Source organism: Caenimonas soli, assembly GCF_013155545.1.
In the GTDB taxonomy this organism is placed as follows: Bacteria; Pseudomonadota; Gammaproteobacteria; order Burkholderiales; family Burkholderiaceae_C; genus Ramlibacter; species Ramlibacter soli.
The window spans coordinates 89230-114461 of record NZ_JABJVV010000016.1; the positions used below are offsets into that span (position 1 = coordinate 89230).

Genomic DNA, 25232 nt, shown 5'->3' on the forward strand with positions numbered 1-25232 from the left:
CTGACCCCGATTTGGAATCCTCATGCCACACGCCGTCATTCAATACACGCTCAACCTAGAACCCCGGGTGGACATTCCGGCCCTTTGCCGGGATGTTGCCGACGCGCTGATCGAGCAGCGGGACGAGAACGGCGGGCCGCTGTTTCCGGTCGGCGGCACCCGGGTGCTGGCGTACCCGGCGCAGGTTTACGCGGTGGCCGACGGCAAGGACGACTATGGCTTTTGCTACATCAACATCCGCATCGCCGCGGGACGCAGCGATGCCAAGAAGAAGCAGACCGGCGACGCGGTGCTGGCACGGGTCCAGGCCCGCTTCGCCTCGGCGTTCGAGACGAAGCATGTGGGGGTAACGATCCAGATCGACGAGAGCCCGGGCCAGGTTTACGATGCCAAGCACAGCAACCTGCATTCGCTGTTCAGCAAGTAGCCCCATGTTCTCGCAAGACCTCATCTCCCAGCTCGCGTCGGAACTGCACCAGAGTGAGAAGTCGCGCGTGCAGGTCGAGCATTTCTCCAAGCGCTTCCCCGGCATGACCGTCGAGGACGGCTACGCCGTGTCGCGCGCCTGGGTGAAGATGAAGATCGCGGAGGGCCGCGTGGCGCGCGGCCACAAGATCGGCCTGACCTCGCGCGCCATGCAGCAGGCCAGCCAGATCGACGAGCCGGACTACGGCACGCTGCTGGATGACATGTTCTTCGAGCCGGGGGACATACCGGCCGATCGCTTCATCGCGCCTCGCGTCGAGGTGGAGCTGGCCTTCGTGCTCAAGCGCAAGCTGGAAGGCGCCAGCATCAGCGTGGATGAGGTGCTGGAAGCCACGGATTACGTGACACCGGCCATCGAAATCATCGACGCGCGCATCGAGCAGTTCGACCGCCACACCAAGGCCATGCGCCGGGTGCAGGACACGATCAGCGACAACGCGGCCAATGCCGGCATCGTGCTGGGCGGGCGCAAAATGAATCCGCGCGAGCTGGACCTGCCTTGGTGCGGCGCGATTCTGCGTCAGAACGGCGCGGTCGAAGAGACCGGCCTGGCGGCCGGGGTGCAAGGGCACCCCGCCATCGGCGTGGCCTGGCTGGCGATGAAACTGGCGCCCTGGGGCGAATGCCTGCAAGCCGGTGAGGTCGTGCTGGCCGGCTCGTTCACCCGACCGGTCGCCGCCAAGAAGGGCGATGTGTTCGACGCCGATTACGGCCGCCTCGGCCGCTTCGAGTTCCGTTTTGTCTGAAGGAAAGAATCATGCATACCCCCATCAATCCTTTCAAGCAAGCCCTCGCCGAGAACCGCCCGCAGATCGGGCTGTGGTTGGGCCTGGCCGATCACTACACCACCGAGATCTGCGCCGGCGCCGGCTTCGACTGGCTGTTGATCGACGGCGAACATTCGCCGAACGACCTGCGCAGCATCCTGCAGCAGGCCCAGGTGATCGCGGCCTACCCGCATTCGCACGCGATCGCCCGCGTTCCCGTGGGCCACGGCAACATCGGCACGGCACTGATCAAGCAGTACCTGGACCTGGGCATCCAGACCTTGCTGGTGCCGATGGTGGACACGGCGCAGCAGGCGCAGGACCTGGTGCGTGCCGCCCGCTATCCGCCCGACGGCATTCGCGGCATGGGCGGCGCGCGGGCCTCGCGCTGGGGCCGCCTGCCCAACTACGCTAAAGAGGCAAACGAGCAGGTCTGCCTGCTGGTGCAGGCGGAGACGCGCGAAGCCCTCAAGAACCTGGACGCCATCGCTGCCACCGAAGGCGTCGACGGCGTGTTCATCGGGCCGGCCGACCTGTCCGCCGCCCTCGGCCACGTCGGCAACCCCATGCATCCCGAAGTGCAGGCGGCCATCGAGGATGCCATCCACCGCATCAAGCAGTCCGGCAAGGCGGCGGGCATCCTCACGCCTGATGAAACGCTGGCCCGCAAGTACCTCGATCTCGGCGCTGTCTTCGTCGCCGTCGGCCTGGATACCAACCTGCTGATGAAGGCGACCTCGCTGCTCGCCTCGCGCTTCAAGACGCTGGCGGCGGAGGTCCCCGCCAGCAAGACCTATTGAATGGAACAACTGCCGTGAACGCCCTCCTCAAGCCCAGCGCCGCAACCAGCATGCATCCCGACGAATGGAAGGCGCGCGTGCAGCTCGCCGCCTGCTATCGCGTCTTCGACATGCTCGGCTGGACCGAGATGATCTACAACCACATCACGATCCGCCTGCCCGAGAGCGTCAGCGGCGGCGATAAACAATTCCTGATCAACCCCTTCGGCCTGCACTACAGCGAAGTCACGGCCAGCAACCTGCTCAAGATCGACCTCAAGGGCAACAAGCTGGACGACAACCCCTGGCCGGTCAACCCGGCCGGCTTCACGGTGCACTCCGCCATCCACGACAGCATCGCCGACGCGCATTGCGTGATGCATACGCACACCACGGCGGGGCTGGCGGTGGCCTGCACGCAGGGCGGCCTGGCGCAGAACAATTTCTATTCAGCCCAGCTGCATGGCCTGGTGGCCTATCACGACTTCGAAGGCATCACCATCCATGCCGACGAGGCGCCGCGCCTGCTGAAGAACATCGGCGACAAGCCGGCCGTCATCCTGCGCAACCATGGCCTCTTGTCCTGGGGCCCGACGTTGCCGATGGCCTTCGTGCGGCTGTGGACCCTGCAGCGGGCCTGCGAGGTGCAGGCGGGGCAGGCGGCACTGGGCCCGGCGATTCCGGTGCCGGAGGCCGTGGCCGCGCAGACCGTGGCCGACTCGTTCCAGTGGGACCAGCGTTTCGGCGCCGGCCAGGACGTGTTCGATGCACTGGTGCGGCGCGTCGACCGCATCGACGCCAGCTACAAGAACTGAGCGATGAAAGTCTGCATCTACGGCGCCGGCGCCATCGGCGGATGGATGGGCGTGAAGCTGGCCCAGGCGGGCTGCGATCTCAGCGTGGTCGCTCGCGGCGCAACGCTGCAAGCCCTGCAACGCGACGGCCTGCGCCTGCAGCAGCAAGGCGGAGAGGCGGCTTCGGTCAAGGTGCGCGCCAGCGCCAGTCCGGCCGACTTCGGCGTGCAGGATCTCGTGATCGTGGCCGTGAAGGCGCCGGCCATGGCCGAGGTCGCCAAGGCCATCGCGCCGCTGCTGGGCCCGAACACCGTCGTGCTCACCGCCATGAACGGCGTGCCCTGGTGGTTCTTCGAAGGGTTCGGCGGGCGCTACGCCGGCACCCGCCTGAAGTCCGTCGACGCGGACGGCAGCATTGCGCAGGCGGTTCCCGCCAAGCACATCATTGGCTGCGTGGTCCATGCCAGCTGCTCACTCGATGGCCCGGGCCAGGTGCGCCAGCACTTCGGCAACAAGCTGATCATCGGCGAACCCTCCGGCGAAAAGACGGCGCGGGTGCGCGAGCTGGCGGCGCTGCTGGAGAAAGCCGGCTTCGAGGTCGTGCTCTCCGACCAGATCCAGAAGGACGCCTGGTACAAGCTCTGGGGCAACATGACGATGAACCCCATCAGCGCGATCACCGGCGCCACCACCGACCGGGTGCTGGACGACGAGCTGGTGCGCGGCTTCATCCACAGTGTGATGCTGGAGGCCAAGGAGATCGGTGGCCGCATCGGCATCCCGATCGACCAGGTCCCGGAGGACCGGCATGTGGTCACGCGCAAGCTGGGCGCCTTCAAGACTTCCATGCTGCAGGACGTGGAAGCCGGCAAGACGGTGGAGCTCGACGCCCTGGTCACAGTGGTGAAGGAACTGGGCGAGCTGACGGCAGTCCCCACGCCCTTCACCGATGCACTGCTGGGCCTGGCGCGGCTGCATGCGAAGGTGCGCGGCTTGTATTAAGCTGCGCGGGACATGACCACCCGCATCTCCGACTTGCACATCGCGCGCGAAGACGCGCTGCCCAGCCCCGAATCGCTGCACCAGGCCCTGCCCTGCGCCGAGCCGCAGGCGGCCTTCATCGCCCGCTCCCGCGAAGCCGTGCGCCGCATCCTGCGCGGCGAGGACGACCGGCTGCTCGTCATCGTCGGGCCCTGCTCCATCCACGACCCGCAGGCCGCCGTGGAGTACGCCACGCGGCTGCGCGACGCGGCGATGCAACGCCAGGACACTCTGCTGCCGGTGATGCGCGTGTACTTCGAAAAGCCACGCACCCGCATGGGATGGAAGGGCCTGATCTACGACCCGGACCTGGATGGCGAGGGCGACATCGCCAAGGGTCTGCGCGCCGCGCGGGGGCTGCTGCTGGAATGCGCCGCTCTCGGCGTGCCCGCCGCCAGCGAGATCCTGGACCTGGTGACGCCGCAATACTACGCCGAGCTCTTGAGCTGGGGCGCCATCGGCGCGCGCACCGTGGAAAGTCCGCTGCACCGGCAGATGGCATCGGCCCTGTCCGCGCCGGTGGGATTCAAGAACGCCACGCATGGCGGCATCGACGTGGCCATCGACGCCATCCATGTAGCGCAACAGGCGCACCGCTTCCCCAGCATCTCGATGGAGGGGCGCGCCATCGTGGTCAGCACCACTGGCAACCCCGACGGGCACCTGGTGCTGCGCGGCGCCTCCAGTGCCCCCACGGGCTTCGCCCTGCCCCCCGAGGGGGCTCAGTCACCTTGGGGCGGCCCTGCGGTGACTGGCGGCCCCAACCACGATGCGGCCAGCGTGGCCAAGGCCGCGCAGGCGCTGGTCAGCGCCGGACTGGCGCCGCGCCTGCTGATCGACTGCAGCCACGGCAACAGCGCCAAGGACTACCGGCGCCAGCCGCTGGTGGCGGCCGAAGTGGCGGCGCAGGTGGCGGGCGGCAGCCAGGCCATCGCGGGCGTGCTGCTCGAAAGCCATCTCTTCGAAGGCAAACAGGAGATCGTGAACGGCCGCCAGGGCCTGACTTACGGGCAGAGCGTCACTGACGGCTGCATCGGCTGGGATCAGACGGTGGGCGTGCTGGACGCACTGGCCGCCGCGGTGATGCAGCGGCGCCGCGCGCTCGGCACGTGACCGAACCCGGCAAAGCCATCACCGGCACGGCGTTTGCCACCCTGCTGTTGATCGCGCTGATGATGGGCGCCAATCACGTGGCGGCCCGCGTTGCGTTCAATCACGGCGTCGACGTCGCCACCGCCGTGGTGTTCCGCAGCACCGCTACGGCGCTGGTCATCGTGGCCCTGCTCGCCATGCAGGGCGTGCGGGTGAGCTTCACCGCCCGCCAGAAGCGCATGCTGCCCGCGATCGGGCTCTTGATCGGCGTCCAGAGCCTGTTCCTGTATTCGGCCGTGGCGCGGCTGCCGGTGGCCCTGGCGCTGCTCGCGTTCAACACTTATCCGATCTGGACTGCCCTGTGGGCACGGGTGATTTACGGGCAACGTCCCGAGCGGGCGCTGCTGGTCGCCATGCCGGTGATCCTGCTGGGCCTGGCCTTGGCGCTCGACGTTTTCGGCGCCGCTTCGGGCCTGGGCGCCGCCGGCCAATGGTCGCGCATAGGCGCAGGCGTCGCCTTCGCGCTCGGCGCCGCCGGCACCTTCGGACTGGCGCTGGTGATCACCCAGCATGAAGCCGCCGATGTGGATGGCCGGGTGCGCACCGCCACCACCATGGGCATCGCGGGCCTGGTGGCGCTGGCGACCGTCGGCGTGCAGGGCGGGTTTCATCTGCCCGATGCCGGGGCCGGCTGGGGCGGGCTGGCCGCTCTCACCTTCCTGTACGGCACGGCCTTCACCATCATGTTCACCGTGTTGCCCAAGCTCGGTGTGGTGGGCAATTCGGCCATCATGAACGTGGAGCCCGTGTTCGCCCTGGTGCTGGCCTGGCTGATCCTGGGGCAGGCGATTGCGCCGGCACAAGTTGCAGGCGCGCTGGTGGTTGTGGGGGCGGTGGTGGGGTTGGGATTGAGGAAGCGGTAGGGGACGACTGCTTCTGGCCCCGAAGCAGTCGTTCACTAACCGCAGACTCGCCTACACGAGATTGTTTCCAGCCCTTCGGGTTACCTGGTTTACTTCAACACGTCACCCAAGCACAAGTACTTGATTTCGACGTACTCGTCCATACCGTGCCGCGAACCCTCGCGGCCCAGACCTGATTGCTTCACGCCGCCGAACGGCACGTGCTCGGTAGAAATCAGCCCTGTGTTGATGCCGACCATACCGTACTCCAGCGCCTCGCTCACCCGAAAGATTCGGCCCACGTCTCGGCTGTAGAAGTAGCTGGCCAGGCCGAACTCGGTATTGTTCGCGGCGTCGACAGCTTCTTGCTCGGTCGTGAACTTGAACACGGGCGCTAACGGGCCGAAGGTCTCCTGCCTCGCACACAGCATGTCGCCGGTGGCACCCGCCAACACCGTCGGCTCGAAGAACCGACCCTGCAGCTTGTTGCCGCCGGCGACCACCGTCGCACCTCTCTTCACCGCATCATCCAGGTGGTGCCGCACCTTCTGTACCGCGGCATCATCGATCAGAGGACCCAGCGCCACGTCGTCCTCGAAGCCGTGGCCCACCTTCAGGGTTCGGACCCTGGCGGCGAGTTTCCGGACAAACTGGTCGTACACGCCATCCTGGACGTAGATACGGTTGACACAAACGCAGGTCTGGCCAGCATTGCGGAATTTGCTCGCGATTGCGCCCTCGACTGCCGAGTCCATGTCGGCGTCGTCAAACACAAGGAAAGGCGCGTTGCCCCCCAGCTCCAACGAGAGCTTCTTGATGGTCGGCGCGCTCTGAGCCATCAGGATGCGACCTACCTCGGTAGACCCGGTAAAGCTGATGTGGCGGACAGTTTCGCTAGCGCAAAACACCTTGCCTATGGCGACACTGTTGGAAGCATCGGCGGTGAGCACGTTGATGACACCCGCCGGCACGCCGGCGCGGATTGCGAGTTCGGTCGCGGCCAATGCCGTAAGAGGCGTGAGTTCGGCCGGCTTGAGCACTACCGTGCAGCCCGCGGCCAGCGCAGGCGCCACCTTTCGAGTCATCATCGCCAGCGGAAAGTTCCATGGCGTGATGGCGGCACAGACGCCGATCGCTTGGCGGATAACCATCAAGCGACGGTTGTTGTCGAACGCAGGAAGAGTCTCGCCGTTGACCCGCTTCGCTTCCTCGGCAAACCACTCGACGAAGCTCGCGCCGTAGGCGACTTCGCCCTTCGCCTCGCGGAACGGCTTGCCCTGCTCGGCCGTCATGATGCGGCCAAGGTCGTCCTGGTTCGCCATCAGCAGCTCGTACCACCTGCGAAGGATATTGCTGCGCTCCTTGGCAGTTCTCGTCCTCCAAGCCGGCCAGGCTGCGCTTGCGGCAGCGATCGCGCGCTCGGCCTCGACTGGACCCAGATTGGCCACATCGGTCAGCTTGGCCCCGCTACTGGGGTCATGCACGTCGAAACGCGCGACCCCCTCGACCCAACGCCCATCGATCAGTGCATCGCACTTCAGCAGTGTGGCGTCATGCAGCCCGGCTAGCGGCGAAAGCGATACGTTCCATGCTTCGCGCGCCATCACGCCGGATAGGACTCGTTATGCGGCTGCGCCAAGCGCTTCCACGAATCAGCCGGTTCGAGATCGCAGTCCCAGGCCCGCACCTTTTTCATGTCGGCCACGTTGACACCGAGCGGGTCTCCCCCGGACTCACACGCGTCCACGGCATCCAGAAGTCGGCGCCGAAGCCGCACGATCGCCGCATCCGCGGCCACCAGATGTTCGGTACTGCGGTCATAAACGGGCCCCATCGACACCGTGATCGTGGCATCTTCCTGCGTCAGCCCGTCCAGTCCGCTCCAGCTGCGCCTCTCGCGCATCGCCGCCCGGTCCTGGCCGTAGTGGTTCTCAGGATCGATCAGGAAGTTGCGGTTGCGATAGTTGTGTTCGGCGAATCCCGACCGCTTGAGCCGAGCCTTCTCCTCCAGAGGCTCCCCCTCGCTGGCGTCTACGAGATAGGTCGACGTGGTGTGGTCATCGATCGGCACTTCGAAGATCGTCGATGAGAAACCGGGCAGCGGAATGATCCGTCCGTACGGAAGGAAGATCGGCACCAATCGCGCGTTGACTGCGTCCGAGCCCGGGAGCCGCCGCAGCCCCGCGTAGTGGTAACCGAATCCCGTGTTCTCGATCTCCAGCTTCGGCGACATGTCGTCCCACGACTGCTTCACAAAGTCGTTGATGTCGCCCTCATTGGCCGTGCGATTGCTGCCGGACAACCAGCCTGGTCGTGTCACGTTGCTGTGCAGGATGCTGACATGCGACGTGTCCGTACCGCCCTCCCAGTTCTGCAAAAAGTTGGAAGGGATATTGACCCGGATCACCGTTCGATGCGTGGCCGGGACCTCGTCGAAATGAAACTCGCGAAACGGCGGTTGCTTCTCGCGCGGCCCGATGTACGTCCAGATCAGGCCTGACTGCTCGCGGACCGGATAAGCATTGGCCTTCAGCCGCTCCTTCACGCGCGCATCCGCGTGGTTGGGCGTGTCGAGCAGCGCGCCCGTCACCGAAAACTTCCAGCCATGGTAGATGCAGCGAATGCCACCCTCTTCGACGCGGCCGAGAGCCATCGAGGCGCCACGGTGCAGGCATGCTTCGTCTATCACGCCCACGAGGCCCTCGGTGTTGCGGAATAGTACGAAGCGTTCACCCAGCAGTTTTCTCACGATCGGGTCACCATCGCAGTCCGGCAGTTCCGCCGAAATCGCGATGGGGTGCCAGTAGCGCCGCATCATTTCGCCCATGGGCGTGCCCTTGCCGACGCGAGTCAGCTTGTCATTCTCTTCTTTGGTAAGCATTGAAAATATCCCTTCATTGACGATTGGGTTTGGGAACGTAAGACGATTCGCCCAATAGGTGCGCGCCGCCATCGATGGCCAACACAGTGCCTGTCACGTGGCGCGACATGCCGCTGCTGTAAAACAGGACGGAAGCGATGACGTCCGAGATCTCTCCCGGCCGACCCATTGGAATTTCGCCGCCTTGTGCGGCCCAGAATTCCGGGCCGTTCGCATCTACAAGCCTGGGCGTTCGGGTCAGCCCCGGAGCGACGACGTTCATGCGCACGCCCGCAGCAGCCCATTGCTTCGCGCTTCCGCGCACGAGCTGGTTCAACGCCGCTTTGGCAGTTGCATAGGGAAGCATGCGGCCAGTGCGCACACCGAGACCCGCGATCGATCCGATGAACACCATGCTGCCCCCGCCATTGGCGGCGATCAGTGGAGCCGCGTACTGGATGGCGAGGTACGCGTGCTTGAAGACGAGACCGAACTGGCGGTCCCAATCCGCATCTTCCATGTCTGTAATATCTTTCGCGTGCACCATGCCAACGATGTCGACCACGCCTCGCAAGGATTCACCGAACAATTTTCTGGCCTCGTCGAACACCTTGCGCATGTCGGCACGCACCGTCACGTCAGCTGCCATGCAATGCCCGTCGCAAGCGGCGGCAACGCGCTCCGCGGCTGAGGCGTTCAGGTCCACGCAGAGAACGTTTGCGCCCTGCTGGCAAAGGGCGATTGCAGTTTGCTCACCCATTCCCTGCCCGGCGCCGAGCACAACGAAGCCCTGCCCTCGCAGGGAGAGCATGTCCGCTAATTCCTGCGTCTGGTTATCTGAAGTCAACTTGGTCTCCTCACAAGCATCGACAGTCCCGGAGTCTATGGACGCACGTCGATTGAACAAACCAACGCTTTTCGATGCCGCCATCGTTTTTTCCTGGAGTCCCAGCCATAGGACAAACCGATGCCGTCATCGGGAGATGTTGGTAGACCGCGCATGCTGACGCAGGAAGAATCGACGGCGATGCAGATTGACTCACTTATCCATCGGGTCCGACAGGGCGTCGTCGCAGCGCGTGCAGACGGGGAAATGGCTGCCGCGCTCGTAGGCGTGCCATGCGGAATCCGGTTGGTCGTCCACCACGGCGACCCCGGGCAAGCCATCACCGTGCATGAGCAGGCATCCGGAAACTGGTTGTCCCTGGTCGCCCAGCCCGAGCACTGGATTCGCTTCCTGCAACCCCGACCAGACTTCGGCTGGCACTCATTTAATGCGGCGCGCCGTCAAGGCATCCTGACCGTGGATTGCGACGAGCTTTGGATTGCCCAATGCCTGCACGCTCTTGAGCGACTGTTCGAGATTCTTCGGGGACAGCTTGATACGAGTGAGGCTGCGCACCTCGATTTGACGGGGATCGTGGGACGCTATGTCAGCGTGCCGTTGAGCGATGGTGACCGCACGATCCACGTCGAATTCGCCGGCAATACTGATGCACCGGCCCTTGTCATGCTGCATACCGCGGGTGCGGATTCACGGCAGTTCCACGCAGTCATGGCGGACCCGGAGCTGTGCATGCAGTGGCACATGATCGCCTTTGACATGCCCGGCCACGGCAGATCCGACATGGCACCCGACGCGTGGATCGGCTACAGGTTGAGCCGGGAGCGTTACCTGAACGTTGTCAGCGGCGTGCTCGAAACGCTAACCGCGGGCCGCAAGGCCGTGCTGCTGGGATGTTCCATGGGCGCAGCAATGGCGCTGCATGGCGCGCGACAACTTCCGCACCTCGTGCATGGAGCCGTCGCGCTTGAGGCGCCATTCCGCTCTCCCGGTCGGCGCACCGCTCACCTCGCGCATGCTCAGGTGAATCAAGCGGCTCACAATTCGAGCTATGTAAGAGGCCTGATGGGACCTGGCAGCCCGTTAGCGGACCGTAGGCGCGCCGCATGGATCTATTCGCAGGGGGGCTTCGGCACCTACGCGGGCGATCTCTGGTTCTACAGCGACGACTTCGATGCGGAGCGCGACGTCGCGGGGCTGGACGGAACCCGGCTGCCCGTGGAGCTGCTGACCGGGACGTACGACTTCTCCGCCACGCCAGCGGATTCGATCCGTGTGGCAGCACTCGTGCCCGGCGCAGAGTTCCGCGAAATGCAGGAGTTGGGCCATTTTCCGATGACGGAAAACCCCCGACTGTTTCTCGATTACCTTCAACCGTGCCTGGCGCGAATCTCAGCGCGGCTGCACACCCCTTCCCCATAGGAGACAAGAAATGACGAACTCTGGCAAGTTTTCCCGCCGCCTTTTTCTGGGCGGATCCCTGGCCGTGGCTTCGTCCATGGGCTTCGCGCAGAGAGACGCCGCATACCCCACCCGGCCCATCCGCCTGGTCGTTGTGTTTCCCCCCGGCGGAGGTACCGACGTCGCGGCTCGCATCGTGGCTCCCAAGCTTGCCGAGCGTCTCGGCCAGCCGGTGATCGTGGACAACAAGCCCGGGATGGGCGGTGGCATCGGCATCGACTATGTTGTCAAGTCGCCCGCTGACGGGTACACCCTCGTCCTTGCGTCTTCCGGCGGCCTCACGGCGCTGCCTCATCTGTACAAGAAACTGCCCTTCAATCCGCAAACGGACCTGGCGCCGATCAGCACATTCTGTGTAAGTCCGCTCGTGCTCGTCGCCGGTCCCGGCTTTCAGGGCAAGAACGTCAGGGACCTGATCGCGCTTGCGAAGCAGAATCCCGGCAAGATCGCGTACGGTTCAGGCGGCAACGGCACCGCCACACATCTGGCCGGCGAACTCTTCGAGGCGATGAGCAAAACGGACCTGCTGCATATCCCCTACAAGGGCAGCGGCCCCGCGCTCGTGGCAGCCATTGGCGGGGAGACTGCCCTTGTCTTCGGCGACATGGGAACCGTACGTCCCCATCTGGCTTCGGGACGATTGCGCGCGCTCGCCGTGCTCGGGAAGTCGCGAACCTCTACGGCTCCAGAGATTCCGACGCTTGCCGAGGCGGGCCTGCCGGGGTACGAGGCCGAGGGATGGTTCGCTGTAATGGCTCCGGCAGGAACGCCGGACGCCATTGTTAACAAGCTCAATGCCGCCCTCGTGTCAGTACTTGACTCTACAGAGGTCAAGGCACGCCTGTCGACTGCTGCGCTGGAGACAGCATTCTCGACCCCGGCCGAATTGCGCAAGAAGATGGAGAAAGATTCGGCAAAGTGGGGCAAGCTGATCCGCGAGTACAACATCGTCGCGGACTGAAGGGCGTCCGCTAGGCCCGCGTCAGGTGATCGCGCAGCATCCCGAGGAACACCTGAGCGGGTCGCGTCATTTCGTGGCCTTTGCGGGTCTGGATGATCAGGCTTTTCTCCGCAATGGGGTCATACAGCTTCTTCAGCATGAGTCCCTTCATGTGCGGATTGCCCTCCACCAGAAAGCTCTGAACGATGACCACTCCCAAGCCTTCGGCGGCCAAGGCCAGAGCTGTGTGGATGAATCCAATCTCAAAGGCGGGCTTGTAGCTGCGTGTCGCATCGGGAAAGTATTCGCGAATCTGCTGCTGCAACGACGAGCCCTTGGACAGGTGAATGATGGGCTGACCAACCAGGTCCGCCCACGTGACCCGCTTCAGCCTGGCCAGGGGCGACGACTTTGCACAAGCCACACCGAGATAGCCCACCACCAGTGGAATCTGTGCCAGAGCCTCGGGATCCTGCTCGAAAGTGCTCACGCTGAATTCGCATTCGCCTGAGCACACCCTCTCCATCAGGGCAGCGTCGCCGTCGTCGAACACGACCGGACGCACACCCGGCATCGCCTTGCGGAATTGATTCAGCACTGTCGGAATAACCGTCGAGGCCAATGACGGTACACAGCTGAAAGAAAGCAACGTCTCCGCCCCTTTGGCGCGATCCTTCATGCCAGCCTGCAAGGTGCCCACGCGCGAAAGAATCTCGACCGACTGTGGATAGGCATCGTCGGCGGCGGGCGTCGGCTTCAGGACACGGGGAGTTCGTTCAAACAGCTGCATCCCCAGCGAATCTTCCAGCTGCTTGATGAGAGCGCTCATGGCCGACTGTGTCATGTGCAGGGAGTCCGCCGCATGCGTGAGGTTGCGCAACCGGTACGCGGCTTCGAATGCGCGGAGTTGCCGCAGGGTGACGTGCAAGGGAGAAGCCATCGTGAGAGAAGCCATCCTGAGATTGTGCATCGCCCTCTTGCCCCTGCCCCAAGACAAACCGATGGCGCCCTTGGAATTCGTCGTTTTTCATTGGCAACTGCACTGCCTAGACTGAGCGCCATCCACCCACCATCTTGTCGGAGACCCATCTTGAATTCCCCTGAAACTACCACCGTCCAGGATCTGTATGAACGCGGCCTCCAGCTCAGGCGGGAGGTGCTGGGCGCCGAGTACGTCGACTCTTCCATCGCGAATGCCGACGACTTCATGCGCAGCTTCCAGCGCATCACGACCGAGTGGTGCTGGGGCTACGCCTGGGGCCGCGACGGCCTGGACCGCAGGACCCGCAGCTTGCTGAACCTGGCGATGCTCACCGCCATGAACCGGCCCGGCGAGATCAAGCTGCACGTCAAGGGTGCGCTGGCCAATGGCGTATCCGTAGAGGAGGTCAAGGAGGTGCTGCTCCACGCAACGGTGTATTGCGGCATTCCGGCAGGCCTCGATGCTTTCAAGGTAGCGCACGCGGTATTGGTCGCAGAGGGCGCGATCCCCGACAAGGCTTGAGCATGGCCGCCACGGAAGCAATCGCATTCATTGGCATTGGCAACATGGGCTGGCCTATGGCCGAACGCCTATTGCGCCTGGGACACCTGTTGGTCGTCAGCGATGCATCTCAGGAGCGCGCGGCGCGCTTCGCGCAAGAACATGGCTGTCGATCGGCCACAGCAGGCGATGCGCTCCCACTTGCCGACGTGATCGTTACGATGCTGCCCACGAGTGCGGTCGTTGAGGAAGTCCTTTGCCGCAGGTCGCCGGCGCTTCGTCCCGGCGCGCTGGTCATCGAGATGAGCTCCGGCGTTCCCGCAAGCACCCGTGCGATCGCGGAACAGCTCACTGCTCGTGGCGTGCGGCTGATAGACGCGCCCGTCTCCGGCGGCGTCAAGCGAGCCATGACGGGCGAGCTCGCCATCATGTGTGGAGGCGCGCCGGAGGACGTCGACCGCGCCACGCCCTTGCTGCGGCTACTCGGCTCGTCCATCGTACGAACCGGTGCTGTCGGCAGCGCACACGCGATGAAAGCCCTGAACAACCTGGTCTCTGCGGTCGGCTTCGTCGCCGGCATCGAAGCGTTGCTCATCGGCCGCAAGTTCGGGCTTGATCCTGCGCTCATGGTGGATGTGCTTAACGCCTCATCGGGCATGAACAATTCCACCCAGAAGAAGTTCAAGCAGTTCGTACTGTCATCCACCTTCGACTCCGGCTTTGGATTGGACCTGATGGCCAAGGACATCTCCATAGCCCTTGACCTTGCGCAAGGGACGAAGACGGCGGCGCCACTGTCGGCCGCGTGCCGCGAACTCTGGTCTGCCGCCGCGGCGGTGCTGGGCCCGGGCCGTGACCACACCGAGATGGCGCGGCTCAGCGAAATGCTGGCAGGGGTCAGCTTGGCCGCGAAAGGAGGCACGGCATGAATCGCGGGCCCGCTACATGCCTGCCGGGAAACCTTGAGGAGTAGCTGTGAACGATCGTCGACTCAACACGGAACTGCGTGAGCTCGGAGAGCAAAGGTTCGATACGTGTCACGAAGAGCTCGCCCAGATGATGGCCGAGCTGGCGGTTGCCCCAGACCACGCCGTGCAGAAATCGCTAGAGCGCCTAACGGTGCTTTCAACCGCGCATTTCGCTGAAGAAGATGTGGATTTGCGGGCGTTGGGCGGGCCTGCAAATCAATGTCACCTGGACGAGCACGTGGCCGTCTTGGGCTCCATCGCGGAAGTGGCAGCGCTGGTGCGTGTCGGTTCCGGCTTTGATGTTGCGCGAAGGCTGGGCCGCGACTTGGCGGACTGGCTGCCGCGGCACATTGACGAATTAGACCAGCGGCTTGCGCAGTCGCTGTTCCTGCGGCGTACCGGCGGCGCCCGGATCGCCCTTGCGCGGCCAACACTTGTCACAGTGAAAGGCTAGCCCATGGCCCATCCGCTTTTGAACTTGCGCGTGATGGCCATGTCGCTCCGCGCAGAAGGCGTGTTCGAGTTTGACTTGCGCGATCAGTCGGGAGACGCGCTGCCGCCATTCACCGCCGGCTGCCATATCGACCTGCACGTCGAAGGTGGCCTGGTTCGCAGCTATTCGCTCTGCAACGATCCGCGCGAATCGCATCGGTACGTCATCGCGGTGGGGTTGGACCCCGCAAGCCGTGGTGGATCCCGGTACCTGCACGAGAAGCTTCGTGTCGGGGCGATGATCGATGTGGAAGCGCCGCGCAACACTTTTGCGCTGAACGAGGACGCCAGTCATTCCCTGCTGGTCGCAGGCGGCATCGGAATCACGCCCTTGTGGTGCATGGCCCAACGCTTGACCCAGCTCGGGCGCGGTTGGGAGATGCTCTATGCGGCCCGCAGCCGGCGCAACGCTGCGTACCTGGCTGAGATTCAGCAGTTGGCCGCGGAGTCCGGCAACCGGTTGCGGCTGCATTTCTCGGATGAGGCCGGGGGACGGGCAGACCTTCGCGCCGCGCTTGGCAGCTTGAGCCCTGATACACACGCCTACTGCTGCGGCCCGGCAAGCATGATCGAGACCTTCCGTGAATCGGCCGGCGAACGCCTGGGCGCCGCCAACATCCACGTTGAATTCTTCAAGGCCGCAGCGCCGCCGGACCTGTCCGGCGGCAGCTTCGTCATCAACCTGGACCGCAGCAAAAGAAGGCTGGAGGTGGCGGCCGACAAGAGCATCCTCGACACTTTGCTCGATGCGGGAATCGAGGTGCCGCACTCGTGCATGGAGGGTATCTGCGGCTCCTGCCAGGTCAAGGTGCTCTCTGGCACGCCGGACCACCGCGACTCGGTCTTGTCGGACCGCGAGAAGGCTGCCAACACCGTGGTGATGGCCTGCTGTTCCCGATCGAAGAGCCATACGCTGGTCCTCGATCTCTGAATACCCATCAAACCAATATGCTTTCCACTGAACTGAATGAGCGCCTCACCCGTGTCGGCCGCGGCACCTCCATGGGCGAGATGATGCGGCGCTACTGGCACCCCATCGCGACATCTGCTGAGCTCGAAGGGCCTGACTGCGACCCGATCGTGCGAAAACTCCTGGGACAGAAGTTCGTGCTGTTCCGCGACACGGCAGGCACGGTGGGCGTCATGGATGAACATTGCCTGCATCGCGGAGCCTCCATGGCATTGGGTCGCGTCGAGGAAGGCGGCATCCGCTGCATTTACCACGGCTGGAAATTCTCGGTCGACGGGACGATACTCGACACTCCCAACCACGCGGACCCCAGGTTGCGCGAACGGCTGAAGGCCAACACATACCTTGTTCGGGAACAGTCCGGGTTGATCTGGACGTATATCGGGCCGAAAAACAAAGTTCCTCCTTTCCGCCGATTCGCGTATGACGACGTGCCCGCCGAACGCAAGCGCGTCATGCGCGTCAATGTGCGGGCGAACTACCTGCAGGTGTGGGAGGCCGGGACCGACAGTTCTCACGTCGGCATCTTGCACAGCAATGTGACCCGCCCCGGCTGGCTCAAATCAGAGGACGCACAGGTCGACGAGTTCGCGATCAAGGACATGGTGAGTGACGCATGGGACGACATGGCGCCCAAGCTGGAGCTGGAGAACACGGGGTTCGGCTACCACTACGTGGGCATCCGCAAGCTGGGTGCGAGCGGGGAGCAGGTCAATGTGCGGCTCACGCCGGTTTTTCTTCCAACTGGCAGGATGATCATCCACCCTGACTTCTATGCGACGGTGTTCGACACGCCTATGGACGACGAGATGACTGCGACCTTTATCGTCGATGCCAGTGACGTGAAGCCGCTCGGCCTCCAGGAACGCCTCGAGCGCTCTGGTCTCACCGATCCACGCTTCTACAAAGACCAGGATTTTGTCGCCACCGAGGACACGGGCTACTTCCAGGACCGCGAGGCCATGCGGCAAAAGCGCAGCTGGAGTGGCTTCCAGGGACTCACTCAGGAAGATTCGGTTGTGTGCCTGTCCATGGGTCCGGTGTTCGACCGAGCAACCGAGCACCTCGTCGCTGCGGATGCCGGCGTGGTCCGCCTGAGGCAGCGGCTTCAGCAGTCACTCGAAGTGTTTGAGCGTGGCGGCGAGCCGTTCGGCGTCCGCTACGAAGACATGAGCAAGGTTCGTGGATTTGACAAGAACTTGCCTGGGGCGGCGTCCTGGAAGGACCACGCCCGGGACCACACAACCTATTACCCCGCTGACGCCGAATGACCGCGCCGAAACATCGCGTCTACGCGATCCGTTATGGGCGCCATGATCGCATCGCGCGCGCGAACTTCATCAACCCCCCTGGCGACCATGACGCGGCGATGCCGATGGAGTACTTTGTGTGGCTCGTAGTTTGCGAAAGCGGCCGGAAAATCGTCGTGGACACCGGATTCAACGAGAAGACCGCCATCCGACGTGGCCGTACGATGTTGCGTTGCCCGACTGAGGGTCTGGCGCTTCTCGGCGCACCCGCCGAGAGCGTCACCGACGTGGTCATCACGCACCTCCACTACGACCATGCGGGCAACGCGGCGGCGTTCCCGAGCGCGCGGTTCTGGCTGCAGGAAAAGGAAATGCAGTTCGCGACCGGCAAGTACATGTGCCGCGATTTTTTCCGGCTCGCGTACGAGCGCGACGACATCACTCACATGGTGGGTGCGCTCTTCGACAACAGGCTCGAACTGGTCAATGGGGACGCTGAGCTGGAGCCCGGCGTCTCGCTGCACTGGGTTGGCGGGCACACGGCAGGTCTGCAGGTCGTGCGGGTGTCCACAGAGAACGGCTGCGTGGTGCTGGCGTCCGACCTATTCCACTATTACGCAAATTTCTCGGAAGCCTCCCCCTTCCCGATCGTGTTCCACCCAGCGGAGATGCTGGACGGATTCCGTCGAGCCGAAGCGCTGGCCGGCAGACTGGGCTGGACGGTACCTGGTCACGACCCGGAGGTGATGAACCGATTTCAGCCAGAGCCCTCCGATCCGGAGCACACGGTGAGGCTTTGGGAGCCCTTGAGCGACCAATCGTTGCACGCCAGGCCGGCACCCTAAGCCCAGGAATTACTTGATGACGGGAGCTTCTGGCCCCAAAAGCAGTCGTGAGGATTGCGGATCAGGAAGGTAGCAGTGCCGATACTGCCATCGGCAGGTTACGGTGGAGCAATAGAAGTGGCAGGGGCCGACTGCTTGCTTTGGCGAAATTCCCACGGCGGGACCGGGCTGGGCATGGACCACAGACCCCCTAGCGTCTACGAAGAGCCCGACGAAGTTGCCGTTGGGCCGAGCACTTTGCTACTGCAGGGCCAAAAGATGGTGCTTAACAACCATTCTGGAGAACGGCTAGCCAGAAGGCGCACTCTCGAGGGAGAGCAGGATCATTCGCTGAACGGATCAACCCAGGAACCGGGGCGGACATCGCAAACCAGCATGTAGAGCGTGTCGCGCTCGGATGAGTCGTCGAACACGTCCACCTCGAAGTCATCGGGCAGCAAGACCTTGCTGGACTCGGCGTAGACGCAACGATCTTTCAGGGCGGAAGGCAGGGTGCGGAGGGAAGCGGGCATGGCGAACTCCTTCGGAAAGTTAGTGGAAGTTGGCCAGCCTGATGTCCTGGCCTGCCCGTGAGTTGCATTCCTCGACAAAGCGGTTCAAACGCCACCACCCCAAAATGCCTTTTTTTCACCGCAGGGCCACTTCTGGCCGAAACCAGCCCTCACCTGCTGCCTGCTGCCTGCTGCCTGCTGAGAGATACCAACGACTGCCGTGAACCCGCCCGAGCTCAGAAGAAATCGTCTGCCGACAACTCGATCGGCTGGCCGTGCGGCGTGCGATGAGCCGCGCGGTCCCACGCATCTCGGTAGCGGCCCAGGCCTTCCGCACTCATCAGGCCTTTTTGTACCACCAGGCGTTCCAGCGCGGCGAGCCAATGCAAGTAGTACGTTGCACCGGTGCCGGCATCACCGGCGGCCTGCGCCCTCTTGATTTCTTCCCCCAGCGTCGCCGCCCACTCGGACCAGGTGAACATGCCGCGCTCGTGCAGCGCCAGCGCGATAGCGAAGGCTTGGCCTTCCCACGGCGCGCGGAATACGGGCCCGTGATCGTCGCGCGGGATGCCCGGAACCGATTCCGTCTCGCGCAACCCGCCAACAGCGTCGATCTTCACGTCGCACCCTCCAGGTACGGTTCGAAGGCTTCGATCGAGACCTTCAGGCTGGGATCGGCTTGCGGTCCCCACAGTTCACGGGCGTCGAACACCACCGTGTAGAGCCACTGCGGATCCTCGCCGCCGCCGCTGGTCACCGCATCTGGGTACACGTGGCAGCCGCGCACCGCTTCGATGAGGCCTGTGCGATCACGGGCGTAACGCGGCAAGCGTGTGTGCCCCTGGGGATGGATGTTCCTCGTGCGCACCCGGTCGCCCGGACGGAAGCGGGCCTCCGCGTACGCCGGACGACTGAAGGAGCCACGATCGAAGGTCTGGACGATGTTGTCCTTGGTGGCGACGCGGGCGACAGGTTTGCCCGGACGCAGCATGTGGCCTGCCTGAAGTTCGTCGGGGAACACCAGGCCCTGTTCAAGGACGCAGCGCTCCATGCCCAGCAACCAGCGCTGGTAATAGGAGGCCAGCAGGTACGTAGGCGCCGGCAAGCGCTCCTGGGCGAAGCGCGACATGTCGATGTTCCAGGCGCGCGTCACGCGCATTGCGCGCTGCATTGCCAGCACACGACCTTCCCAGGGCGCATGAAAGATCGGCTCATGGGGCTCGGACTCCACCCTGCCGAACCCGTGCATTCCGCCCATGTCGTGCACGCCATTCATACCGGCACTTCCTGCGGCGGCTTCGGCAGCCCCGTTCCGATCATGCAGTCGCGCGTGACGAGGCGCGCAAGGCGCTCCTCGCTCCAGCCTTCGGTGCCGGCAGGTCGCAGTGGCACGACCAGGAAGCGGGTCTCGGCCGTGGAGTCCCACACGCGGATCCCCGTGCTGGCCGGCAGCGTCACCCCGAAATCCGCCAGCACGCCGCGCGGATCCATCACGGTGCGCGAACGATAGGGCGCGGACTTGTACCAGACCGGCGGTAGGCCAAGCACATCCCAGGGATAGCACGAGCAAAGCGTGCACACCACCACGTTGTGCTGCTCGCCCGTGTTCTCGACCGCGATCAAATGCTCGCCCACCCGATCGAAGAGGCCCAGGGCGTTGATCGCCTTGCTTGCGTCTTCCAGCAACGCAGCCTTGAACGCCGGGTCGACCCACGCGCGTGCGATCACGCGTGCGCCGATGTGGGGACCGGTTCTGGTCTCGTAGTGCTCCACGATCAGGTCGAGGGCGGCGGGATCGACATAGCCCTTCTCGACCAGAATGGTTTCCAACGCCCGCACGCGCAGCTGCGTGTCGGACAGCTCGGAGTGCTCGTCCTCGTGGCTGGCGTGATCGTTCATGGTCGGCTGTCCTCCTGCATCCGGGCCTGGAAGAAGCCCGTGAGCCCGCCCAGCAAGAGCCAGAACAGCAGATTGCCTAGGGCGGCGGTGGCCACGAAGCGTTGCGTCCATTCTTCCGGTGCCACGCTTGCGTGTTCAATCGGCTGGGGGGCGCCGATAATGTGCGGCAGTAGCACGACGACCGCCCCAGCCAGCAGCAGGTACCAGCGCCTGCCGAACACGGCGAGTGCCAGGCCGGCGCTGGTGAGCAGTACAGTCAGCCACCACCAGAGCTGGCGATCGGGGAGCGCTGCTTCCTGCGCGCCTGGCAGCGTGGGCGGCAAGCCCAGGCCCGGAGCGAGGAAGAACACGGCAAATCCCGCGAGGCCCCAGGCGACGCCACGCCGCGCGTCGAGGCGTGAGCGGCTCACGACGCTCGCCGACAGCAACAGCAGTGAGAACCCAATCGCTGCCAGCGACTGCGTGAGCACCGTGGACGCGAGCCGCACCACGGATTCTTGATCGTTGCCCCGCGCGTGCGCGTCGGCGTGGCCCGCCGCCGTTTCTTCCAGCACCTCGGCGCGCAGGATCAGCGGGACCGTCAGTGCCTGGTGCAGCAAGGCGGCCAGCGCGCCCGACAGCATGCCTGCGAGCGTGGCCACCAGCACGAGGCGGCGAAAGAGGCGCATGGTCCTTCAGTGGCAGGGGAAACCGTTGGCATGGCGCACGTCATGCGCGGCGTCGTGCACGACTTCGATAGGCGAGAAGCCCACGGCCCAGAGGATGACCGTCCCGAACACGGCGGCCAGGACCGCCTCAAACAGGCACTTGCTGCGCGCGGAACGTGCGCCATCAGTTACCGTTGTGGCCGCCGAGGCGGCTATCGCGCTGTTTTGCATCGCCGGCCCTCCGATGAATGCTGGCTGGCTCCATTCTAGGCACCTGCCGCCCGCATTGACCAGCCGTTCGACGACGGTCCGAACTCGGCGGCAGGGGTTAGCTCGACAGCGCCTGCTTCCTCGTAGTGCGGCTGCTTCTGGCGAATGCAGACGTCCGCTAGCGCAAGTGTTGCCGGACTTCGCTCCAGGAACACGACGAACTCACTCTGCATGTAGTCGTATTGCCGAGCATGGCGCCAAATTTATTGGCGGCTGCTTAAAGAAGTGGCACGGCCCGCAAAGCCAAGCCTGATGCGAGTCCGGGAGGAGTCTACAAGGTTATCAACACCCCTATCCCCGCTCGGCATGGACATCCGAACCGCCCGAATGTGTTAGGAGCCAGACAGCCCCGGAATGTGCTGCTTTCGACCCAAACCAGACGTCAGCCGGCATGCGCTACCTGTACCGTGGGCTGATCACCGCGCCTCCAGGGCTCGCTCTCGAATGTTGCCGCGAAGCGGAGCACCGTCGGCTTCTTGCAGACGACATGGCCTCCTTCGCGCTTTGCACTCGGCCCCTATGGGCATGCTTATTTCTTCGCGGCGATCTTCTGCGGATCGTCTTCGGCGTTGACGTAGGTGAGGCCGAACGGACCCGTACCCTGTACCTGAAGCTCCGTCGCGCCCTTCATGAGCCAGTAGTGGCTGGTCTTGCCGGGCAGGAAGTGGAATGAACCGGGCTTGAGTGCATGCACGGCTTTGGTGTCAACCTTCTCGCCCACGCCGACGGAGGGGTTGCCCGACAGCACGGTCACCATGTAGTCCGCCGGATGCGTATGCGGAGCAATTTTGTAGCTCGCGGGTAATTTGAGCCGGAATGCGAACGGTCCCTCCTTCGCGGGATCACCGTGCAGCACGGCCAGCTTCGCGCCTTTTGGAAGCGACGGCGGCGCATCTCCCCACTTCAACTTGTCTGGGGTGATCATCGTCGCTCCTCCCGTCTGGGCTGAATCCGCTGCGCACAGGGCCACCGACACCGTGGAAAGTGCCGCTAGCAGGAGTGCTGAACTCGTGATGCGATGCTTCATCTTTCTCTCCTATCGGCGCGGCTCGAGTTCGGCCAGCCGACGCCGCGCACGCCCGCTGGCCGCCGGCTGTTGCCGGCACGAATTGCACATTCGACGTAAGCATACGCCCGTGTCACCGCACTTGTCATGGGATGGTGCAATGAGGCGGGTACTGCTCGGCCAGCGCCAGCCGCTGGTGCGTTGGCCGAAAGAAGCAGACGTCAGCCGATTCAGAACTCCTCATGATGCTCAGTGCCTAGAGCCGAGGCATCCATTGACGCTCGCAGTTCAGCTGGCTCGGACTTGAACGCACGAAGCAAGAGCTGCAGAGGATGCATCAAATCGAAACCGTCGACGATGGATGCCTGGCAGCGGCAGGAGTACCCCGTCGCAACCGTTAGACCTGCGCGGAAGTGCCGGTGATGATCGACAGCGGCTTCCGGAGGGGCACGGACGTACTCAAGGCCTTGGCTCTGGGCGCCAAGTTCGTGTTTGTCGGCCGCCCGTTCAACTATGCGGCCGCGGTAGCAGGAGAAGCTGGGGTTCGCAGGGGAATTTCCCTATTGCGAGACGAGGTGTCGCGGAACATGGCGATGTTGGGCGTCATTTCAACTGCGCACATCGGCCGAGACTTCTTGCTCGATGCATAGATCATTGCATCGGGAATGTCGTCCCTAGCCCGACCCGGGTACGGCGTAACGGCGCAAGTACAGCGCGTCTGCTTGGATACCTGTCGAGCTCTCCGGACCATTCGCTCAGCCGGGCACCAACGAACCGTGGCTCGTCTCTCAAGCCCTGCGTTCTTGACCGCGAACCATGCGACTGCTAGTGTTGTTCACTGCAGGCGCGAACTACGTGACGCCTCGCAAGGGGGGTCGCAACAGGGACACGGCGTGCCGCTTGCCGAAAGGAGCGAATCATGCTGGAAGATCGCTACGGATTGCCACTGTCGACTACCTCGACGGCTGCACGCGATGCCTACGTGGCGGGGGTGGACTGCGTGCTGTCGGGCGTGGCTGGCTACCGGGAGCTTCTGGCACAGGCCATCGCGTTCGACCCCTCTTTCGCGCTGGCCCATGTTGCGCTCGCACGCGGCCTGTTCCTCGACGCAGACTTCGCTGCGGCGCGCGAATCCGTGATCCGGGCGCGCGAGCTGGCTGCGCACGCCACGCCGCGCGAGCAAAGTCACACGGACGTCATCTGCCTCGCACTGGAGGGCAAGCCTGCGCAGGCGATGCAAGCCATGCTGGTGCACCTGCGCAGCTGGCCGCGCGATGCGATGGTGCTGGCGCCGGCCACCAGCGTGTTCGGCCTGTACGGCTTCAGCGGCGACCCGGCGCGCGAAGACCAGCTGTACCAACTGCTGGACGCGCTGGCGCCGGCGTACGGGCAGGACTGGTGGTTCGAGTCGGTCCACTCGTTCGCGGCCTGCGAAACCGGGCGTCTGGACCTGGCCTGGACGTTGATCGAGCGAAGCCTTGCGCAGACTCCACGGCACGATGCCCATGCGGCGCATTTCCGAATCCATGTGATGTATGAGCGCGGCGAATCGGACGCGGCGCTCGAGTACCTGGAGGGCTGGATGCCGCGGCTCGATAAGCGCAGTCTGATGCATTGCCACCTGTCTTGGCATGTGGCGCTCGCAGCGCTGGCGACGGGCCGGCGCGAGCGCGCCTGGGAGGCTTATCGCACGGGCGTGCATCCCGGCGGTGCCTGGGGCCCGCCGCTCAATGTCGTGACCGATGCGGCCTCGTTCCTGTGGCGCGCCGAGCTGGCCGGCGAGCCCCGGTCCGCACTGATGTGGCGCCAAGTGCACGACCATGCGTCGCGCTCGTTCCCCAAAGCGGGGGTGGCCTATGCGGATGTGCACAGTCTGCTGGCTTGCGTGGCCGATGGCGACACGCCCACGCTGGAGCGGCTGCTCGGCGAAATCCGCCAGCGCATTGCCGCCGGCCGCTACCCGCCCGGCGAGGTAGTGATCTGGATCGCCAACGGCTTTGCAGCCTATGCGTCCGGCGACTGGAACGGTGCCATCCGTTGTCTGGAGCAGGCGTTGCCGCAGACTGTTCGCATTGGAGGCAGCCGCGCCCAGCGTGACCTGGTCAGTCTCACACTGGCCGCCGCTTACATCAAGGCCGATCGGCCGGAAGAGGCCAGCGCGTTGATTGCCCGTGCAGCCCATCGGCCGCATGGGATCAGCTCAGCGGCGCAGCACTGAACGCGGAGGCAAGACCGTGGGCTTGCACCAGTAAACGGCGGCGCGGGTGACGCGGACTGAGCGCCCGGACCAAGCCGGCCTACAAAAGCCTGCGGCGGACTCATGTTCGCTGCAGTTCCCGCACCACGCCCGCCATGTGCATCCGGAAGTCGCTGCCGCGCAGGATGCACATTAGATGAAGGGCCACGCGCCCGATCCGGTAGTTCGCCATCGTCGTTCTCCTGCTATTGACTACCCCCACCCAGTCCTGGGGTGGCTGGTCTGACAATGAGTTGCCATCTGCGGAGATTCGGTTCACGTTGCGTATTGGCCAGCTTCGTTCTGCCATTGGCGCGCAGCAGTTCTGGCTGAGCGGACGAACGGGGTAGCGTGAGCGCTGATGAAACGCGACGAGCTCACGCTGCATGCACTCGTCGCGCGGAGCGTGGCGCCAAATATTTCTGGCAGCTGCTTAAAGAAGTGGCACCGCTCCGCAAGCTAGGCCTGATGCCGATCTGGGACGAAGTTGCCGTTGGGCCGAGAGCAGGATCATTCGCTGAACTGATCAACCCAGGAACCGGGGCGGACGTCGCAAACCAGGATGTAGAGCGTGTCGCGCTCGGACGAGTCGTCGAACACGTCCACCTCGAAGTCATCGGGCAGCAGGACCTTACTGGACTCGGCGTAGACACAACGATCTTTCAGGGCGGAAGGCAGGGTGCGGAGGGAAGTGGGCATAGCGAACTCC

28 protein-coding genes and 1 pseudogene are annotated in these 25232 nt (G+C 64.2%); 17 read left to right on the top strand and 12 right to left on the bottom strand.

The genetic code is table 11. From position 1 onward, the window contains the following. Positions 1-22 precede the first annotated feature (22 nt). Genes HNE04_RS21915 through HNE04_RS21945 form a run of 7 tightly spaced genes read left to right on the top strand, consistent with a single transcriptional unit; the run spans position 23 to position 5882 of the window. Positions 23-427 carry a 5-carboxymethyl-2-hydroxymuconate Delta-isomerase gene (locus HNE04_RS21915; RefSeq protein ID WP_172224025.1) on the top strand — a complete coding sequence of 135 codons (405 nt, stop codon included), beginning with the start codon at positions 23-25 and terminating at the stop codon, positions 425-427. Positions 428-431: 4 nt separating this feature from the next. Further along, positions 432-1232: a 2-oxo-hept-4-ene-1,7-dioate hydratase gene (hpaH, locus tag HNE04_RS21920; protein ID WP_172224028.1), complete on the top strand. Its 801-nt coding sequence runs from the start codon at positions 432-434 to the stop codon at positions 1230-1232. Positions 1233-1243: 11 nt separating this feature from the next. Then, positions 1244-2053: a 4-hydroxy-2-oxoheptanedioate aldolase gene (hpaI, locus tag HNE04_RS21925; RefSeq protein WP_172224030.1), complete on the top strand. Its 810-nt coding sequence runs from the start codon at positions 1244-1246 to the stop codon at positions 2051-2053. A 50-nt stretch (positions 2054-2103) separates the two neighbouring features. Further along, positions 2104-2847, top strand: a complete 744-nt coding sequence (locus HNE04_RS21930) for a class II aldolase/adducin family protein (protein WP_172224133.1) — start codon at positions 2104-2106, stop codon at positions 2845-2847. Positions 2848-2850: 3 nt separating this feature from the next. Continuing rightward, positions 2851-3828 (top strand): 2-dehydropantoate 2-reductase, encoded by a 978-nt coding sequence (locus tag HNE04_RS21935; protein ID WP_172224033.1) that lies wholly within the window; start codon positions 2851-2853, stop codon positions 3826-3828. Positions 3829-3840: 12 nt separating this feature from the next. Then, on the top strand, positions 3841-4980 hold the full coding sequence (locus tag HNE04_RS21940) for a 3-deoxy-7-phosphoheptulonate synthase (protein WP_172224034.1): 1140 nt from the start codon (positions 3841-3843) through the stop codon (positions 4978-4980). Between the two features lie 59 nt (positions 4981-5039). Then, positions 5040-5882, top strand: coding sequence for a DMT family transporter (locus HNE04_RS21945; protein ID WP_172224136.1), 843 nt, complete (start codon positions 5040-5042; stop codon positions 5880-5882). Between the two features lie 89 nt (positions 5883-5971). Here HNE04_RS21945 and HNE04_RS21950 read toward each other — a convergent pair whose 3' ends face one another. The 3 genes from HNE04_RS21950 to HNE04_RS21960 are packed head-to-tail and all read right to left on the bottom strand — an operon-like array spanning position 5972 to position 9652. Then, a complete protein-coding gene (locus tag HNE04_RS21950) occupies positions 5972-7465 on the bottom strand; it encodes an NAD-dependent succinate-semialdehyde dehydrogenase (protein WP_172224037.1) in 1494 nt (497 codons plus the stop codon). Then, the gene (locus HNE04_RS21955; RefSeq protein WP_172224039.1) at positions 7465-8814 is read right to left on the bottom strand and encodes a Rieske 2Fe-2S domain-containing protein; all 1350 of its coding nucleotides are present in this window, start codon (positions 8812-8814) and stop codon (positions 7465-7467) included. The genes HNE04_RS21950 and HNE04_RS21955 overlap by 1 nt, the downstream gene beginning before the upstream one ends. Continuing rightward, positions 8756-9652 (bottom strand): SDR family NAD(P)-dependent oxidoreductase, encoded by an 897-nt coding sequence (locus HNE04_RS21960; RefSeq protein WP_172224042.1) that lies wholly within the window; start codon positions 9650-9652, stop codon positions 8756-8758. Before HNE04_RS21960 ends, HNE04_RS21955 begins: the two co-directional genes overlap by 59 nt. A gap of 69 nt (positions 9653-9721) precedes the next feature. Between HNE04_RS21960 and HNE04_RS21965 the strand changes: the two genes are divergently transcribed. After that, a complete protein-coding gene (locus HNE04_RS21965; protein ID WP_172224044.1) occupies positions 9722-10987 on the top strand; it encodes an alpha/beta fold hydrolase in 1266 nt (421 codons plus the stop codon). A 10-nt stretch (positions 10988-10997) separates the two neighbouring features. Beyond that, a complete protein-coding gene (locus HNE04_RS21970; RefSeq protein ID WP_235965287.1) occupies positions 10998-11987 on the top strand; it encodes a Bug family tripartite tricarboxylate transporter substrate binding protein in 990 nt (329 codons plus the stop codon). A 10-nt stretch (positions 11988-11997) separates the two neighbouring features. Here HNE04_RS21970 and HNE04_RS21975 read toward each other — a convergent pair whose 3' ends face one another. Next, the gene (locus HNE04_RS21975; protein ID WP_235965288.1) at positions 11998-12894 is read right to left on the bottom strand and encodes a LysR family transcriptional regulator; all 897 of its coding nucleotides are present in this window, start codon (positions 12892-12894) and stop codon (positions 11998-12000) included. Positions 12895-13056: 162 nt separating this feature from the next. On the opposite strand from HNE04_RS21975, the gene HNE04_RS28185 reads away from it, so the two are divergent. Genes HNE04_RS28185 through HNE04_RS22005 form a run of 6 tightly spaced genes read left to right on the top strand, consistent with a single transcriptional unit; the run spans position 13057 to position 17974 of the window. Further along, positions 13057-13470, top strand: coding sequence for a carboxymuconolactone decarboxylase family protein (locus HNE04_RS28185; RefSeq protein ID WP_235965289.1), 414 nt, complete (start codon positions 13057-13059; stop codon positions 13468-13470). A gap of 2 nt (positions 13471-13472) precedes the next feature. Then, on the top strand, positions 13473-14378 hold the full coding sequence (locus tag HNE04_RS21985) for an NAD(P)-dependent oxidoreductase (RefSeq protein WP_172224141.1): 906 nt from the start codon (positions 13473-13475) through the stop codon (positions 14376-14378). Positions 14379-14424: 46 nt separating this feature from the next. Next, a complete protein-coding gene (locus HNE04_RS21990; RefSeq protein WP_172224051.1) occupies positions 14425-14871 on the top strand; it encodes a bacteriohemerythrin in 447 nt (148 codons plus the stop codon). 3 nt (positions 14872-14874) lie between these two features. Next, positions 14875-15840 (top strand): PDR/VanB family oxidoreductase, encoded by a 966-nt coding sequence (locus HNE04_RS21995; RefSeq protein WP_172224054.1) that lies wholly within the window; start codon positions 14875-14877, stop codon positions 15838-15840. A gap of 17 nt (positions 15841-15857) precedes the next feature. Continuing rightward, complete coding sequence (locus HNE04_RS22000; protein ID WP_172224056.1) at positions 15858-17150, top strand: Rieske 2Fe-2S domain-containing protein; 1293 nt, start codon at positions 15858-15860, stop codon at positions 17148-17150. Further along, a complete protein-coding gene (locus HNE04_RS22005) occupies positions 17147-17974 on the top strand; it encodes an N-acyl homoserine lactonase family protein (protein WP_172224059.1) in 828 nt (275 codons plus the stop codon). The genes HNE04_RS22000 and HNE04_RS22005 overlap by 4 nt, the downstream gene beginning before the upstream one ends. A gap of 323 nt (positions 17975-18297) precedes the next feature. Here HNE04_RS22005 and HNE04_RS22010 read toward each other — a convergent pair whose 3' ends face one another. The 7 genes from HNE04_RS22010 to HNE04_RS22040 all read right to left on the bottom strand — a co-directional run bounded on the left by HNE04_RS22010 (position 18298) and on the right by HNE04_RS22040 (position 22308). Beyond that, on the bottom strand, positions 18298-18486 hold the full coding sequence (locus HNE04_RS22010; RefSeq protein WP_172224061.1) for a hypothetical protein: 189 nt from the start codon (positions 18484-18486) through the stop codon (positions 18298-18300). Between the two features lie 215 nt (positions 18487-18701). Continuing rightward, positions 18702-19085: a nitrile hydratase accessory protein gene (locus HNE04_RS22015; RefSeq protein WP_328700388.1), complete on the bottom strand. Its 384-nt coding sequence runs from the start codon at positions 19083-19085 to the stop codon at positions 18702-18704. Continuing rightward, complete coding sequence (nthB, locus tag HNE04_RS22020; protein WP_172224064.1) at positions 19082-19741, bottom strand: nitrile hydratase subunit beta; 660 nt, start codon at positions 19739-19741, stop codon at positions 19082-19084. Before nthB ends, HNE04_RS22015 begins: the two co-directional genes overlap by 4 nt. Next, on the bottom strand, positions 19738-20364 hold the full coding sequence (gene nthA / locus HNE04_RS22025) for a nitrile hydratase subunit alpha (protein ID WP_172224066.1): 627 nt from the start codon (positions 20362-20364) through the stop codon (positions 19738-19740). Before nthA ends, nthB begins: the two co-directional genes overlap by 4 nt. Next, positions 20361-21032: a CbtA family protein gene (locus HNE04_RS22030; protein ID WP_172224069.1), complete on the bottom strand. Its 672-nt coding sequence runs from the start codon at positions 21030-21032 to the stop codon at positions 20361-20363. Before HNE04_RS22030 ends, nthA begins: the two co-directional genes overlap by 4 nt. A 6-nt stretch (positions 21033-21038) precedes the next feature. After that, positions 21039-21242 carry a CbtB domain-containing protein gene (locus HNE04_RS22035; protein ID WP_172224072.1) on the bottom strand — a complete coding sequence of 68 codons (204 nt, stop codon included), beginning with the start codon at positions 21240-21242 and terminating at the stop codon, positions 21039-21041. Between the two features lie 568 nt (positions 21243-21810). Beyond that, entirely contained in the window at positions 21811-22308 is a 498-nt protein-coding gene (locus HNE04_RS22040) for a cupin domain-containing protein (protein WP_172224074.1), read from the bottom strand. 389 nt (positions 22309-22697) lie between these two features. Between HNE04_RS22040 and HNE04_RS22045 the strand changes: the two are divergent. Beyond that, a pseudogene (locus tag HNE04_RS22045) lies at positions 22698-22937 on the top strand (alpha-hydroxy-acid oxidizing protein); the annotation flags it as partial. Between the two features lie 269 nt (positions 22938-23206). Further along, positions 23207-24505, top strand: a complete 1299-nt coding sequence (locus HNE04_RS22050; RefSeq protein ID WP_172224076.1) for a tetratricopeptide repeat protein — start codon at positions 23207-23209, stop codon at positions 24503-24505. 528 nt (positions 24506-25033) lie between these two features. On the opposite strand, the gene HNE04_RS22055 is transcribed toward HNE04_RS22050, so the two are convergent. Beyond that, positions 25034-25222, bottom strand: coding sequence for a hypothetical protein (locus HNE04_RS22055; RefSeq protein ID WP_172224079.1), 189 nt, complete (start codon positions 25220-25222; stop codon positions 25034-25036). Positions 25223-25232 lie beyond the last annotated feature (10 nt).

Coding starts and splice junctions, on each gene's coding strand:
- HNE04_RS21915 (WP_172224025.1), top strand. CDS start 23: ATGCCACACGCCGTCATTCAATACACGCTCAACCTAGAACCCCGGGTG.
- hpaH (WP_172224028.1), top strand. CDS start 432: ATGTTCTCGCAAGACCTCATCTCCCAGCTCGCGTCGGAACTGCACCAG.
- hpaI (WP_172224030.1), top strand. CDS start 1,244: ATGCATACCCCCATCAATCCTTTCAAGCAAGCCCTCGCCGAGAACCGC.
- HNE04_RS21930 (WP_172224133.1), top strand. CDS start 2,104: ATGCATCCCGACGAATGGAAGGCGCGCGTGCAGCTCGCCGCCTGCTAT.
- HNE04_RS21935 (WP_172224033.1), top strand. CDS start 2,851: ATGAAAGTCTGCATCTACGGCGCCGGCGCCATCGGCGGATGGATGGGC.
- HNE04_RS21940 (WP_172224034.1), top strand. CDS start 3,841: ATGACCACCCGCATCTCCGACTTGCACATCGCGCGCGAAGACGCGCTG.
- HNE04_RS21945 (WP_172224136.1), top strand. CDS start 5,040: ATGATGGGCGCCAATCACGTGGCGGCCCGCGTTGCGTTCAATCACGGC.
- HNE04_RS21950 (WP_172224037.1), bottom strand. CDS start 7,465: ATGGCGCGCGAAGCATGGAACGTATCGCTTTCGCCGCTAGCCGGGCTG.
- HNE04_RS21955 (WP_172224039.1), bottom strand. CDS start 8,814: ATGGCGGCGCGCACCTATTGGGCGAATCGTCTTACGTTCCCAAACCCA.
- HNE04_RS21960 (WP_172224042.1), bottom strand. CDS start 9,652: ATGGCGGCATCGAAAAGCGTTGGTTTGTTCAATCGACGTGCGTCCATA.
- HNE04_RS21965 (WP_172224044.1), top strand. CDS start 9,722: ATGCTGACGCAGGAAGAATCGACGGCGATGCAGATTGACTCACTTATC.
- HNE04_RS21970 (WP_235965287.1), top strand. CDS start 10,998: ATGACGAACTCTGGCAAGTTTTCCCGCCGCCTTTTTCTGGGCGGATCC.
- HNE04_RS21985 (WP_172224141.1), top strand. CDS start 13,473: ATGGCCGCCACGGAAGCAATCGCATTCATTGGCATTGGCAACATGGGC.
- HNE04_RS21995 (WP_172224054.1), top strand. CDS start 14,875: ATGGCCCATCCGCTTTTGAACTTGCGCGTGATGGCCATGTCGCTCCGC.
- HNE04_RS22000 (WP_172224056.1), top strand. CDS start 15,858: ATGCTTTCCACTGAACTGAATGAGCGCCTCACCCGTGTCGGCCGCGGC.
- HNE04_RS22005 (WP_172224059.1), top strand. CDS start 17,147: ATGACCGCGCCGAAACATCGCGTCTACGCGATCCGTTATGGGCGCCAT.
- HNE04_RS22010 (WP_172224061.1), bottom strand. CDS start 18,486: ATGCCCGCTTCCCTCCGCACCCTGCCTTCCGCCCTGAAAGATCGTTGC.
- nthB (WP_172224064.1), bottom strand. CDS start 19,741: ATGAATGGCGTGCACGACATGGGCGGAATGCACGGGTTCGGCAGGGTG.
- nthA (WP_172224066.1), bottom strand. CDS start 20,364: ATGAACGATCACGCCAGCCACGAGGACGAGCACTCCGAGCTGTCCGAC.
- HNE04_RS22030 (WP_172224069.1), bottom strand. CDS start 21,032: ATGCGCCTCTTTCGCCGCCTCGTGCTGGTGGCCACGCTCGCAGGCATG.
- HNE04_RS22035 (WP_172224072.1), bottom strand. CDS start 21,242: ATGCAAAACAGCGCGATAGCCGCCTCGGCGGCCACAACGGTAACTGAT.
- HNE04_RS22040 (WP_172224074.1), bottom strand. CDS start 22,308: ATGAAGCATCGCATCACGAGTTCAGCACTCCTGCTAGCGGCACTTTCC.
- HNE04_RS22050 (WP_172224076.1), top strand. CDS start 23,207: ATGCTGGAAGATCGCTACGGATTGCCACTGTCGACTACCTCGACGGCT.
- HNE04_RS22055 (WP_172224079.1), bottom strand. CDS start 25,222: ATGCCCACTTCCCTCCGCACCCTGCCTTCCGCCCTGAAAGATCGTTGT.